At 71.4% G+C, this 13,625-nt stretch carries 11 protein-coding genes; 4 read left to right on the forward strand and 7 right to left on the reverse strand.

The window, feature by feature from the left end; genetic code table 11:
- Nucleotides 1-20: 20 nt before the first annotated feature.
- The 5 genes from ACFY3D_RS21335 to ACFY3D_RS21355 form a co-directional block, all read right to left on the reverse strand.
- Nucleotides 21-407, reverse strand: coding sequence for a tautomerase family protein (locus ACFY3D_RS21335; protein WP_389981625.1), 387 nt, complete (start codon nucleotides 405-407; stop codon nucleotides 21-23).
- 192 nt (nucleotides 408-599) lie between these two features.
- Entirely contained in the window at nucleotides 600-1,991 is a 1,392-nt protein-coding gene (locus tag ACFY3D_RS21340) for a class II fumarate hydratase (protein WP_350947980.1), read from the reverse strand.
- Nucleotides 1,992-2,071: 80 nt separating this feature from the next.
- Nucleotides 2,072-3,748, reverse strand: coding sequence for a protein kinase (locus ACFY3D_RS21345; RefSeq protein WP_389981627.1), 1,677 nt, complete (start codon nucleotides 3,746-3,748; stop codon nucleotides 2,072-2,074).
- A gap of 35 nt (nucleotides 3,749-3,783) precedes the next feature.
- On the reverse strand, nucleotides 3,784-5,049 hold the full coding sequence (locus ACFY3D_RS21350; protein WP_350947978.1) for a serine/threonine-protein kinase: 1,266 nt from the start codon (nucleotides 5,047-5,049) through the stop codon (nucleotides 3,784-3,786).
- A gap of 351 nt (nucleotides 5,050-5,400) precedes the next feature.
- Nucleotides 5,401-7,053: a fumarate hydratase gene (locus ACFY3D_RS21355; RefSeq protein WP_389981629.1), complete on the reverse strand. Its 1,653-nt coding sequence runs from the start codon at nucleotides 7,051-7,053 to the stop codon at nucleotides 5,401-5,403.
- Nucleotides 7,054-7,283: 230 nt separating this feature from the next.
- On the opposite strand from ACFY3D_RS21355, the gene ACFY3D_RS21360 reads away from it, so the two are divergent.
- Complete coding sequence (locus ACFY3D_RS21360; protein ID WP_389981631.1) at nucleotides 7,284-7,631, forward strand: hypothetical protein; 348 nt, start codon at nucleotides 7,284-7,286, stop codon at nucleotides 7,629-7,631.
- Here ACFY3D_RS21360 and ACFY3D_RS21365 read toward each other — a convergent pair.
- On the reverse strand, nucleotides 7,537-8,487 hold the full coding sequence (locus ACFY3D_RS21365) for a DMT family transporter (protein WP_389981633.1): 951 nt from the start codon (nucleotides 8,485-8,487) through the stop codon (nucleotides 7,537-7,539). The two genes, ACFY3D_RS21360 and ACFY3D_RS21365, sit on opposite strands and share 95 nt — an antisense overlap.
- Before the next feature lie 67 nt (nucleotides 8,488-8,554).
- Here ACFY3D_RS21365 and ACFY3D_RS21370 point away from each other — a divergent pair, with 67 nt between their 5' ends.
- Nucleotides 8,555-10,063: a PLP-dependent aminotransferase family protein gene (locus ACFY3D_RS21370; protein ID WP_389981635.1), complete on the forward strand. Its 1,509-nt coding sequence runs from the start codon at nucleotides 8,555-8,557 to the stop codon at nucleotides 10,061-10,063.
- 519 nt (nucleotides 10,064-10,582) lie between these two features.
- Nucleotides 10,583-11,494 (forward strand): TIM barrel protein, encoded by a 912-nt coding sequence (locus ACFY3D_RS21375; RefSeq protein WP_389981637.1) that lies wholly within the window; start codon nucleotides 10,583-10,585, stop codon nucleotides 11,492-11,494.
- 91 nt (nucleotides 11,495-11,585) lie between these two features.
- Here the strand turns inward: ACFY3D_RS21375 and ACFY3D_RS21380 are convergent, their stop codons facing one another.
- Nucleotides 11,586-12,791, reverse strand: coding sequence for an MFS transporter (locus ACFY3D_RS21380; protein ID WP_389981639.1), 1,206 nt, complete (start codon nucleotides 12,789-12,791; stop codon nucleotides 11,586-11,588).
- A 184-nt stretch (nucleotides 12,792-12,975) separates the two neighbouring features.
- Between ACFY3D_RS21380 and ACFY3D_RS21385 the strand changes: the two genes are divergently transcribed.
- Nucleotides 12,976-13,578: a DUF1707 domain-containing protein gene (locus ACFY3D_RS21385; protein ID WP_350947971.1), complete on the forward strand. Its 603-nt coding sequence runs from the start codon at nucleotides 12,976-12,978 to the stop codon at nucleotides 13,576-13,578.
- Nucleotides 13,579-13,625: the final 47 nt, after the last annotated feature.

Genomic DNA, 13,625 nt, shown 5'->3' on the forward strand with positions numbered 1-13,625 from the left:
GGCTTCCGGTCGCGTTGCTCTCAGACGGTGACCGGGTAGGTGAGCGTGAGTTCGTCGCCGGGGAGGCCGCGGATGCCCCAGTTGACCTTGGGGGACTCCATGATCACGATCTCCAGGTCCTCGGCGGGGAGGTCGAGGGCGTCGCCGACCGCGGTGAACAGGGCGCGGATCAGCGCGCGTTTGGCCTCGTCCGTCCGGCCGCTGAAACAGACGATCTCCACGATGAGATACCGCTCGCTCCGCTGCGGGCAGATCATGTCCTCGGCGTCCAGCAGCAGGAACCGGTGGAACCGCTTGTCCTCGGGGAGCCGCCAGACGTCCACCAGACAGCCGTGGACGGTGTCGGAGATTTCCTGCCGCCGGTCGGACCAGGCGTCCCTGCGGCCGTAGAACTTGATCTGGGTCATGTTTCCCAGTCTCCCAGGAAACCCGATCTACGACGCCGACCGGGGAGCCGGTTCACGATCGTGCCGGTTCGCGGACGTTCCCGGTCGCGGTCGCGCCGGTTCACGGTCGGGGGAGCCGGTTCGTGTGCCGGAGCGGTCACCGGTCCGCAGGGGTGGCCTGGGCGCGGGCGGTGACCGGCGGCCGGGGGCGGTCTACGAGGGGGGCCGGGTCATGGACAGGACGTCGAGCAGTTCGTCGAGCCGTTCCTCGGTGAGGGTGCCGTTGGCGACGTGGCCGCGCTCGATGACGACCTCACGGATGGTCTTGCGCTCCGCCAGGGCCTGCTTCGCTATCTTCGCGGCCTCCTCGTACCCGACGTACGGGTTGAGCGGGGTGACGATCGACGGCGACGACTCCGCGTACTCGCGCATGCGGTCGACGTTGGCGGTGATGCCGTGTACGCACCGGTCGGCCAGTAGGCGGGAGGCGTTGGCGAGCAGCCGCACGGACTCCAGGATGTTGCGCGCGATGACCGGGAGCATCACGTTGAGCTCGAACGTGCCGGAGGCGCCGGCGAAGGCGATGGCCGCGTCGTTCCCGATGACCTGGGCGGCGACCATGGTCACCGCCTCGGGAACGACCGGGTTGACCTTGCCCGGCATGATCGACGACCCGGGCTGCAGGTCGGGCAGGTTGATCTCGCCCAGTCCCGCCCGGGGGCCGGAGCCCATCCAGCGCAGATCGTTGGCGATCTTGTTGAGCGAGATCGCGACCGTGCGGAGCTGGCCGGAGAGTTCGACGACGGCGTCCCTCGCGCCTTGGGCCTCGAAGTGGTCGGGAGCCTCGGAGAACGGCAGCCCGGTGGTCTGGCGCAGCTTCTCGATGACCTTGGCCGCGAAGCCGGGAGGGGTGTTGACGCCGGTGCCGACCGCCGTACCGCCCAGGGGCAGCTGGGTGAGGTGCGGGAGCGCGCTCCGCACCCGCCCGATGGCGTTGTCGATCTGTGTGGCGTACCCGCCGAACTCCTGTCCCAGCGTGACCGGGGTGGCGTCCATCAGGTGGGTGCGCCCGGCCTTGACCACGCCGTCGAACTCCAGCGACTTGTCCCGCAGCGCGGTGGCGAGGTGTCGCAGCGAGGGGATCAGGTGGTACGAGACCTCGGTCGCGGTGGCGACGTGGATGGAGGTGGGGAACACGTCGTTGGACGACTGCGAGGCGTTCACGTGGTCGTTCGGGTGGACGGGACGGCCGAGCCGCTCCTCGGCGAGGGTCGCGATCACCTCGTTGGCGTTCATGTTGGAGGAGGTGCCGGAGCCGGTCTGGAAGACGTCGACGGGGAACTCGCCGTCCCACTCGTTCTCCGCGACGTCGGTGGCGGCCTCGGCGATCGCCTCCGCCAGCTCCTTGTCGATCACCCCCAGCTCCGCGTTGACCTCGGCGGCGAGCGCCTTGATCAGGCCGAGGGCCGAGATGTGCGGGATTTCCAGCCCGCGCCCCGAGACGGGGAAGTTCTCCACCGCCCGCTGGGTCTGCGCCCGCCACTTCGCCCCCGCGGGAACCCGTACCTCGCCCATCGAGTCATGCTCGATCCGATACTCGCTCATGACCCCAGTCTGCGTCCTGAGGAGGAAATCAAACGGCGGGTACGGGGTCGCCCTCGCGGGGCGTTCTCGGAAGGGGGTTCTCAGAAGATGGCGGCCACCGCGAGGATCATGATCACCACGAGGGCGATCGCCGCCACGCCCATGAGGACGAGGACGCCGATCCGGGTCTTCTCCGACGGGGGCTTCCTCGGCCCGGGGCGCCCGGGGTCGGGCTGGGCGTTCTGCCCCGCGATCGCGAACAGGTCGGTGCCCAGGCCGGGGGAGCGGTAGGCGCCGTCCGACGCCTCGGGGCCCGGCGGACGCCAGGGCTGTGCGGGCACCGGCCCCGGCTGGTCGGGGGGTGGGTTGCCGGGGACGAGTCTCAGCGGAGGGGGCGCCTCCGCCCCCGGGCCTCCCGTGCCGGGCCTCCCGAACTCCGGAGTGACCGGCGGGAAGCCGTGTGGCGGGGTGGCGGAGAGATCGGCTCTGCCGCTCACGGGGAACCCGTGGGGCGGCGTCGCCGACGCCTCGGCCCCCGGCTCCGCGAAGGCCGTCTCGTCGTCCGGTTCCTCGAACGCGCCCGGCCTTCCGAAGGCGCCGGGTCCCCGGGCGACGGGGGTTCCGAGACCGGGAGGGCCCTGCCGTCTCGCGGCCGGACCGCCCGGCTCTCCGAAGGGAGGACGGTCGGGGTAGGGCGAGGTCGTCGGGCGGCCGGAGGCCGCCGGGGACGGGGCGGCGGGCGGTGTGCCGCCGGGGATGCGCAGGCCGTCCTTGGGGCGGATGACCATCACGGTGCGATTGGCGTCGAATTCCTCGGCGTCGTCCTCGGGGTCCTCGTCGGCGCCCGGGGCATCCCCGATGTCCGCCGGGAAAGGGGCCGCGGAGGCCGAGAGGGACGGCGCGGGAGGGGGCGTGGCGGGCGCGGGGACCGGTGGCAGGGAGTCCGCGAGGTGCGAGGGGGTGTCGGCCACCGCCCGCAGCAGCGCCCCCGCCTGGGCGGCCGTCAGCCGCGCCGTGTGGTCCTTCTCCAGCAGCTGTTCGAGCACCGGGCGGAGCGGCCCCGCCTGGGTCGGCGGGTCGACCTGCTCGCTCATCAGCGCGGCCAGGGTCTCCGCCACGGAGGCCCGCTCGTAGGCCGGGCGGCCTTCGACCGCGAAGTACAGCGTGGCGCCGAGGGACCACAGGTCCGACTCGGGCCCGGTGTGCTCGCCGCGGGCCCGCTCGGGTGCGGTGTATCCGGGGGAACCGATCACCATGCCGGTCTTGGTGAGGCTCGTGTCGCCCTCCGCCTTCGCGATGCCGAAGTCGGTGAGGACCACCCGGCCGCTCTCGGTGATGAGCACGTTGCCGGGTTTGACGTCACGGTGCAGGACCCCCTGGGCGTGGGCCGCGCGGAGCGCCCCCAGCAGGTCGGCCCCGATCTCGGCGACGAGGCGAGGTGGCAGGGGCCCCTCCTCCTCGATCACCTGCTCCAGGGAGCGCGCCTGCACGAGCTCCATGATGATCCAGGGGCTGCCGTCCTCGACGATCGCGTCGTGGACGGTGGCCACCGAGGGGTGGCTGATACGGGCGGCCGTACGACCCTCGCGGATCATCCGCTCCCGAAGCTCGGCGCGTTGCGCCTCGCTGAGGCCGGGCTCCTGACGGATCTCCTTGATCGCGACCTCACGGCCGAGGGAACGGTCGTGGGCTTTCCAAACGGTGCCCATCGTGCCTCGGCCGAGCGGCGCGATCAGCTCGTAACGGTCCGCGAGCACACGCGTCTGCTGTTCCGGCATGAGAAGAAGATAGCCATTCCACCTTGAGAAGCGCTTTACCCGCGCTTACGGAGTTCCCTCGGCCAGAGAAGACGTGGGAGGACCAACCTTATAAAGGGCGTCATAAAACGGACAAGTGGTCGATAGGTTGGCGAAATCTCCACCGGCTTCCGATGGACCCCCTCACCGGGGCGCCGGTGCGCCCGGAGTTGGGGTGTCGGCCCGGACGGAGGTCCCGACGGCGGTGGGGGCGTCCCCGGCGACGAGGGGCGCGGCGCCGGAGGTGGCGCGGAGCCGACCCGGTGCATCCCGCGGTGCTGGGAGCGGCGGCTGAACGGCGGGGCCGACGCGCCGTCGGACCCGCTCGCGGACGACCTGACGTTGAATCCGCCCGAGGAGGACCTGCCACCGGACCCGCCCGTGGACGACCTGCCGCCGGACCCGCTCGCGGGAGGCCTGACGTCGGGTCGTGCGGACGGCCTGGAGAAGGACTCCTCGACCAGCCCGCCGGCCGCCACCCTGGCGAGCATCATCAGGGCACGTCCCGCGTCGAGCCGGGCGTTCGGGTCGATCGTGAGGAGGCCGCGCAGCACCGGCGTCAGCGGTCCGGCCCGCTCCATGGGGATCGGCTCGCCGCTGGTCAGCGCGGCGAGCGCGGCGGCGGCCGTACGACGCCCGTGCAGGCCCCGGCCCTCGACGGCGGTGTAGAGGGTCGCGCCGAGCGACCACAGGTCGCCGGCCGGGCTGGCCTTGGCGCCCAGCACGCGCTCGGGGGCGATGTATCCGGCCGAGCCCAGCACGATGCCCGCCTGGGTGATCGACACGTCTCCTTCGAGCGCGGCCAGGCCGAAGTCGGTGAGCACGGCCCGGTCGTCGGTCACCAGGACGTTGCTCGGCTTCACGTCGCGGTGGAGGATCCCCTTGGCGTGCACGGCGCGCAGCGCCCCCAGGACCTGCCTGCCGATCTCCGCCACCTGGCGGGGCGGCAGCGGGCCGTGGTCCTGGAGGAGTTGCTCCAGCGACCTGGCGCGGAGCAGCTCCATCACGATCCAGGGGCGCTCGTCCTCGGTGACGACGTCGAAGACCGTGATGACGGAGGGGTGGGCGACCATCGCGGTCGCGCGCCCCTCGCGCTCGGTCCTGGCGCACAGCTCGGCGCGGAGCTCCTCGTCGAGGATCACGGGAAGGCGAACCTCTTTGACGGCCACCTCGCGGTTGAGCAACTCGTCGTGTGCACGCCAAACAGTGCCCATGCCGCCGCGCCCAACCGGTTCGGACAACCGGTAGCGCGCTGCGAGAAGGTATCCGGGCGGCGCACGCATGTGGTGCAGCTTACCGATTTGCGTAATGCGACCAGTAGAGACAGGCCCGAATCTTCTTGCCAACTTGAGTCAGATTTTCAGGCTTGTAACTGTTGGGAAACAATGAGTGACATCCGTTGGATTGGCCGGACTCGACGGCTTCTCTCCGTAGTCGGACCGCACGTTGCGGTGAAGGGGGTTGTTCTCGTCGGGAGTGGTGGCCGACGGAACGATGGTCCCGCCAATGATGGTTGCGGCCGTCGTTCCCGAGGTGTCGCACACACCGCCGCACGGCGCTCCGACGTCGAACTCGTCGACCTCGGGCGCCTGTACGGCGGGTCCTGACCCTCGGCGTCTCGCGAGGGGGCGCGGTCAGCGGCGGCCGATGGTGAGGACGGGGCCGGTCGTGTCGGCGAAGAAGTCCTCGCCCTTGTCGTCCACGACGATGAAGGCGGGGAAGTCCTCGACCTCGATCTTCCAGACGGCCTCCATGCCCAGCTCGGGGTATTCGAGGACCTCCACCTTCTTGATGCAGTCCTGGGCGAGGCGGGCGGCGGGGCCGCCGATGGAGCCGAGGTAGAAGCCGCCGTGGGCCTTGCACGCGTCGGTGACCTGCTTGGAGCGGTTGCCCTTGGCGAGCATGACCTTGGAGCCCCCCGCCGCCTGGAAGCGTTCGACGTAGGAGTCCATGCGCCCGGCGGTGGTGGGACCGAAGGAGCCCGAGGCGTACCCCTCGGGGGTCTTGGCGGGGCCGGCGTAGTAGACCGCGTGGTTCTTGAGGTACTCGGGCATCTCGCCGCCCGCGTCCAGGAGCTCGCCGATCTTGGCGTGGGCGATGTCGCGGGCGACCACGAGCGGGCCGGTCAGCGACAGGCGGGTCTTGACCGGGTATCTGGTCAGCTCGGCGAGGATGTCCGCCATCGGGCGGTTGAGGTCGATCTTGACGACGTCGTCGGAGAGGTGGTCGTCGGTGGTCTCCGGCAGGAACCTCGCCGGGTCGGTCTCCAGCCGCTCCAGAAAGACCCCCTCGGGGGTGATCTTCGCCAGGGCCTGGCGGTCGGCGCTGCAGGAGACCGCGATGGCCACGGGGCAGGAGGCGCCGTGGCGGGGGAGGCGGATGACGCGGACGTCGTGGCAGAAGTACTTGCCGCCGAACTGTGCGCCGATGCCGAGCTTCTGGGTGAGCTCGAAGACCTTGGCCTCAAGGTCGGTGTCGCGGAAGCCGTGACCCGAGGGGGAGCCGGAGGTGGGGATGGAGTCCAGGTAGCGGGCGCTGGCGTACTTGGCGGTCTTCAGGGCGAACTCGGCGGACGTGCCGCCGACGACGATCGCCAGGTGGTACGGCGGGCAGGCGGCGGTCCCGAGCGAGCGGATCTTCTCCTCCAGGAACCGGAGCATCCGCTTCTCGTTGAGCACCGCCTTCGTCTCCTGGTACATGAAGGACTTGTTGGCGCTGCCGCCGCCCTTGGCCATGAACAGCAGCTTGTACTCGTCGGGGTGGCCGCCCGGGTCCTCGGCGTAGAGCTCGATCTGCGCGGGGAGGTTGGAGCCGGTGTTCTTCTCCTCCCACATGGTGAGGGGGGCCATCTGGGAGTAGCGCAGGTTCAGGCGGGTGTAGGCGTCGTACACCCCGCGGGAGATGTGCTCGCCGTCGGCGCCGTCGGTGAGCACGTGGCGCCCGCGCTTGCCCATCACGATCGCGGTGCCGGTGTCCTGGCACATCGGGAGCACGCCGCCCGCCGAGATCGAGGCGTTCTTCAGCAGGTCGAGGGCGACGAAGCGGTCGTTCCCGCTCGACTCGGGGTCCTCGATGATCTTGCGGAGCTGGGCGAGGTGGGATGACCGCAGGTAGTGGGAGATGTCGTGGATCGCGTTCTCGGTGAGCAGCCGCAGCGCCTCGGGCTCGACCTCGAGGAACCTGCGTCCGGCGGCCTCGACGACCCGTACCCCCTCGGCGGTGATCAGGCGGTATTCGGTCTCGTCCGGTCCCAGGGGAAGCAGGTCGGTGTAGTCGAACTCGGGCATCGTCGTCGATCCTCCGTGCGGGCGCCGTTTTCCCTAGAGGGTACGGCCTCGTGTTTCGCGCTCGGCCTCCGCGGTCGGGTTGCGCACGGCCAGGCGGACATATGAGATGAAAAACACATATTTAGGGCAAATTTTGATGACCTATGCGTCTTTTATAGCTATTTGTCCGAATCAAAGAGGAGGCTGGAAAGAGCCGGACCGAGCGTCCGGTGGAAGCGGGGAGGCAGACAATGAACATCGGAAACACCGTCATGCTGGCGATCGTGGCCCTCTTCGTGGTGACCGGTCTCACCGTGTCACTGATCGCGATCACACTGACGAGCATCAAGGAGACCGGCGGACGTGTTCCCCAGTGGCCGGTGAGCTGGCCGGAACCTCCGCTCACCCTCCCTCAGCAGAAGCCCGGCACCGCCTCCGGGCCGGCGAGCCTGCCCTCGCAGCGGGTGGCCCTGCACCCGCGGGACGGCGAGACCGTGTGGCGGGTCAGCCTGCCCCAACAGGTCGAGATTCCCCGGCAGCGGGTCGCCTCGTCCCGGTCGGCCGACGTGCCCCCGCAGCGGGTGAGCCCGCTGCGCTGAGGCCGATGACGATGCCGGCGACGACGAGCGCGGCGCCGAGCAGGTCGGGTGCCGAGGGTGCGCCGAGGCCGAGGACCGCGCCGGTGGCGATGGCGCCGACCGGGATCAGCCCGGCGAACAGTCCCGCGGTCGCCGGGCCGAGCCGGGGCAGGGCGTCGTACCAGAGGAAGAACGCCACGCTCGTCACGATCAGCGACTGGTAGCCCAGACCCGCGAGTTCGGGCGCCGTCGGCACGCGGATCATCGCGGCGCCGTCCACGAGCAGCCCGGTGACCACCAGCATCGGCACGGCCAGCGTCACCGAGTACGCCGAGACGCGCACCGCTCCCAGCTTCGGCAGCAGCGGGATGGCGAGCAGGGAGAAGCAGACCTCGCAGCCCAGCGCGCCCAGCGACCAGAGCAGCCCGGTCAGGTCGCCGCTGCCGAGTCCGGTCGCCACCGTCGCCCCGGCGACGACCACCGCCGCCGCCCCGACGAGCCGGGGCGAGGGGCGTCCGCCGAGCAGGGCGAGCGCGAGCGGTACGGTTCCGAGGACGGTCCCGACCAGAGCCGGACCGCCGTGCCGGGTGGCCTCGATCACGCACACATTGAAGATCACCAAACCGGTGAGGGAGAGCGCCGCGAGCAGCGCCGTCTCACGGGGGGTGAGGCGGACGAACCGCAGCCCCGCGAGCCGGGCGACGGCGAGCAGGATCACGGCCGCGAGCAGGTAGCGCAGGGCCTGGCCGCCGTGGACGGGGTACTCCCCGATCACCCCTGAGACCCCCGCCAGGGTGCCCACCAGGAACATCGCCGTCGCGGCCTCGACCGGGCCGCGCCATCCCCGCCGGGCGGCGGTGCTGACATCCACGTTCATGTGCGAAATGCTAGGAAGCCAATGGCACCCCTGTCGGGTCCAATCCAGCGGTGAAACAGAGGACCAATTGGCCGACCTGCACATCGTCGTCGACCGGGCGGCGGGCGGTGTCGCCGCCCAGATCGCCCGCGAACTCCGCGAGGCGGTGCGGCGCGGGCGGCTGGCGGCCGGGGCGAGGCTGCCCGCCAGCCGCGAGCTGGCGCGGGATCTCGGACTCTCTCGCGGCGTGGTGGTCGAGGCGTACGAGCAGCTCGTCGCCGAGGGTTTCCTGATCTCCAGGATCGGGGCGGGAACCACCGTGGCACCCGCCGCGAGCCGTCCCGCGCCCTTCGACGGTCCTTCCCCGACGCCGCCGGGCCGGCCGCGCGCGAAGGCACGCACCCCCCGCGCGCAGGAGAGCGGTCGCGGGGAGGAGAGCGGTCGCGGGCCGTACCGGGGGCGCCGTTCCACCGCACCCGACCTGGGGGCGTTCCCCAGACAGCGGTGGCTGGCCTCGATGAGGAGGACGCTCGCCACGCTGCCCGCGGAGGCCCTCAACTACGGCGACCTCGGCGGTGTCCCGGCGCTGCGCGAGGAGCTGGCCGCCTATCTCGGGAGGGTGAGGGCGGCCGACGTGAGCCCGGACAACCTGGTGATCGTGGGCGGGGTGGCCCAGGGGATGAGCCTCACCGTCCAGGCGCTCGCGGGCAGGCTCCCCCGAGCCGGGTCCCCCCACGATCTCGGCTGGTTCGTCCGGCGGGCCGCGAACCCCGTGCCGCCCCTCGGCCGGATTCGGCTCGCGGTCGAGGATCCGGCGGGGGCGCGTCAGCTCCCTCTGCTGCACGCCGCCGGCGCCGACCTGGTCGCCGTCCCCGTGGACGGCGAGGGCGTCGATGTCGGGGCGCTGGCCGCGACCGGGGCGCGGGCGGTGCTGCTCACGCCCGCGCACCAGTACCCGACGGGGGTCGTGCTCTCGCCCCGCCGCCGCGCCGAGCTGATCGAGTGGGCCGTAGCGACCGGCGCGGCGATCCTGGAGGACGACTACGACGCGGAGTTCCGCTTCGACCGCGACCCGGTGGGCTGCCTGCAGGGGCTGGCGGCCGACCGGGTGATCCTGATCGGGAGCGTCAGCAAGTCCCTCGCCCCCGGCCTCCGCCTGGGCTGGGTGGCGGCCCCGCCCGAGATCGCCGGATCGCTGCGGCTGGCCCGCGGCGAGCTGGACCTGGGATCACCCGTCCTGGAGCAGTACGTCCTGGCCGACTTCATCACGACCGGCGACTACGACCGGCACCTGAGAAGGATGCGCCGGGAGTACCGCGCCCGCCGCGACGCCTTCACGCTCGCCCTCGGCGAGCATCTTCCCGAGATCACCGTGTGGGGTGTCTCCGCCGGGCTCCACCTGCTCGCCGAGCTGCCGCATGACTGGGACGAGGTGGCGGTGGCGGGGACGGCCCAGGAGTGCGGGCTGGCGGCCGAGCCGGTGGGGCCGATGCGATACGCCCCGGGTCCGCCCGCACTGGTGATGGGCTTCGCCCGGCTGCCCGTCCACCGCGCCGACGCGATGGTCGGTGCCCTCGAGGACGCCCTGCGCCGCTGAGTCGCCCCGTGATCCGTGCCCTCGCGGGAACCCGGTCGCCGGTGCCACCGAGGTCGGCGGCCGCGATCCGGGCCCTCGTGGAAATCGGCCGGGCCGTCTCGCGATCCGCCTCCCGGTGCGTGCCGCGCGCCGCTGAGCAGCCCCACGACGACGCCTCCCACCTGTGGATACGCCGTCCGGTGGACGTCGCGTACTGCCCGATGGATCGTCCTGATGTCCTGACAAATTCTTGACGGCTTCCCGGTCCTCACCTAGAACTGGGGATCAACCGCTTTCTTCTCCGAAAGGCACAATGCGTGTTGGATCATCGGGAATCCGCAGAATTAACGCGTTTCCCGGTGTGGCCCGGGGGGAAGCGGAGAGTCACCGCACCGCTGAGGACACCCTCGTGGCGCCCTGCCTCGCCGAGGCCGCGGAACCCTCCCGGTGCGAGGGGCGTCCGGTGCGCGACACGGAGGTGATTATGTGAGAAGAGGCGATCCTGTGAGAGAGTCCGGCTCCGCCGTCGAAGGAGCCCCGGTGCGAACGGCCGGCGCGCCCATCTCCTGGGGGGCCTGCGAGGGCCCGGGCTGGGGGCGGCAGCCGGATCGTTCTCAGGTACTCGCCGAGATGAGAGAGCTCGGCCTGACGGCCACCGAACTCGGCCCCGCCGGATTCCTGCCGCCCTCGCCGACACACTGCCGCTCCCTGCTCGCGGAGTACGGGCTGCGCGCGGTGGGCGGGTTCGTCCCCGTCGTCCTGCACGAGGCCGACCACGACCCGCTCCCGATCGTCCGGGCCGCGATGCGCGCCTTCATGGACGGCGAGGTGGACGTGGTCGTGCTCGCCGCCTCCACCGGTGGCGAGAGCCACGACGCCAGGCCGGAGCTGGACGCCGTCGCCTGGAAGACCCTCACGGGCAACCTGCGCCGGATCCTCAAGAACGCCAAGGAGTTCGGCAGGACCGTCACCCTGCACCCGCACATCGGAAGCGTGGTGGAGAACCGCGAGGAGGTCCAGCGGGTGCTCGACGACAGCTCGATGCCGCTGTGCCTGGACACCGGCCATCTCCTCGCGGGCGGCACCGACCCCGCCGAGCTGGTCTCCCACGCCGCGGAACGGATCGCGCACGTCCACCTCAAGGACGTGGACGCCGCGATGGCCGAGCGGGTCAGGGCGGGCGAGCTGACCCACACCCGGGCCGTGAGAAACGGCCTCTACCGCCCGCTGGGCGGAGGCGACGTGAACCTCCCCGCCGTCGTCGGCGGCCTGACGGCGGCCGGGTACGACGGCTGGTACGTCCTGGAGCAGAACATCGTGCTGGAGCCTGCCAATGGTGGTTCCGATGCTCCCAGGGAGCCCGCTGGTTCCGGCGAGCCCAGGGAGAACGTCCGCGAGAGCCTGGCGTACCTGAGGAAGCTCACCGGCGACGAGAGCGGCCGACCGGGCTGACGACGAGGGACGACGAGGTCCGGGCGAGCCTCGCGCGGCAGGAGGCGACGGCGAGCCGCCCGGCCGGGCCGGCCGATCACCGGGACCGGGGTCACGGTCGTTCGGCGGGCTCCTGCGGGGCTCTCCCGGGGCTGCCTTCGTCCGAGGGTTCCAGGTCGGGCTGGAAACCCCTGGCGAGGAACACGATCAGGACCACCAGGACGGCGGCAGGTACGAACGCCACCCGGACGCTCACCAGGTCGTTGAGCGTCCCCACCACGGCGGCACCGACGAGGAAGCCGACGTAGTTGAACATGTTGACCCGCGCGATCGCGGTCTCCGCGCCGGCGCCCAGCCGTCCCGCGGCCGAGAACGACTGCGGGGCGATGACGGACAGCCCGACGCCGATCAGGCCGAACGACACGACGGCCACCGCGACGCCGGGCGCGACGACGACTCCGAGCGTGCCGACGGCCGCGATCACCGCGCCCACACGGACCACCGGCGCCGGCCCGTACCTGCGTACGGCGAGGTCGCCGGGGACCCGCGCCAGCAGCATGGTCGCCTGGTAGACGAGGTAGGCGAACGGCACCAGCCAGCCGCTCGCCGCCAGCGCCTTCTCCATGTAGACCGTGCTGTAGTTGGACACCGCCGCGTCGCCGACGTACAGGAACGCCATCGCCAGGCAGAGCGGGATGATCGGCCGCCACGGCACCCGGGCCGTCACGTGCCCGGCCCGCTCACCGGCCCTCTCCTCCCGATGTCCGTAGAGCCGGGGGAGCATGACGATCGAGATCACCGCGCCGATCAGCACCGGGACGGAGAAGGACCAGCCCAGCTCGACGCCGAGCGCGCTGAAGGCGGAGTTGAACCCGGCGCCCAGCATCGAGCCGATGCTCCACACCGCGTGGAAACCGGTCAGCACGCTCATGCCGTACCGGCGCTCGACCGCGACCGCCTGCATGTTCATCGCCGCGTCCACCGCGCCGACGAACAGGCCGAACGCGGCGCTGAGGACGTACAGCCCGGCGAGCTGCCCGTTCCAGCCCATCAGCACCACGGTGGCGCAGACGCCGACCTGGGCGATCCGCAGGACCGGGGCGCTGCCGTACCGGCTCGCCAGGAGACCCGCGACCGCGCTGCCGACCCCGGCGATCACCGGTACGAGCAGCAGGACCAGGGTGAGGTCGCCGTCGCTGAGCCCGAACCTGTGCTGGAGGTCGATCACATGGGTGAGCAGGGTGGCGAAGCAGAGACCCTGGACGAAGAACGCCGCCCAGGTCGCGACGCGCGCCTGCCTGTCACGTGGGGTCGGCATGACGACCTCCGGGAAACATGAGGGGGATTCAAGTTTCCGTCAGGGTATGGGCGAGGTACCCGGTGGTCAATGGTTGATGATCTACCGGTTTTCGCCGGTCCGCCGCGCCGGACGTTCCGGCTCACGGGGCATGTCGGCGCACTCGCGCCGCTGCCGGAGCCCGCGCAGGGATTATGGTCGAAGGGTGGAGAGTCCCCGTCCCCCCGCCGTCCGCCATACCGGTCCCCAGCCGCGCCCCGCCGACCTGAGAGCCGGAGACGTCGACCGCGAGAGAGTGGCCGCCGTACTGGCCGACGCGCTCGCCGACGGGCGTCTCGACCACGCGGAGTACGACGAGCGCACCGAGGCCCTCTATCGCGCCCGCACGCTGGGAGAGCTCTCCGCGCTCACCGCAGACCTGCTCCCGCCCGAGGCGCAGCCGCTGCGCACCGACGTCCGCCCGGTGGCGGCGTTCTTCGGCTCCGAGGAGCGTTCCGGCCGATGGGTGGTGCCGACCCGGTTCACGGCCACCGCCATCTGTGCGAACGTCAAGCTCGACCTGTGCGACGCGCTGCTGCAGTCCAGCCACGTGACCCTGCACGTCACCGTGATGGGCGGCACCCTCACCCTGATCGTCCCCGAGGGCGTGCGGATCGAGATGCCCGCCTCGTCGTACATGGGGGGCAAGAAGAACCAGGTCCCCGCCTCGCCCGACGGGCCGGTCATCGAGATCACCGGCGTCGTCACGCTGGGGAGCATCGTGGCGAAGTCTCCCAAGCGTCCCCGCCGTTCCTGGTTCCGCCGCTGACACCGTTCCCAGGTCGGCGGCGGACGCCGTTTTCCTGGTCTTTCCTG

The organism is Streptosporangium sp. NPDC000509, from assembly GCF_042898365.1.
Lineage (GTDB): Bacteria > Actinomycetota > Actinomycetes > Streptosporangiales > Streptosporangiaceae > Streptosporangium.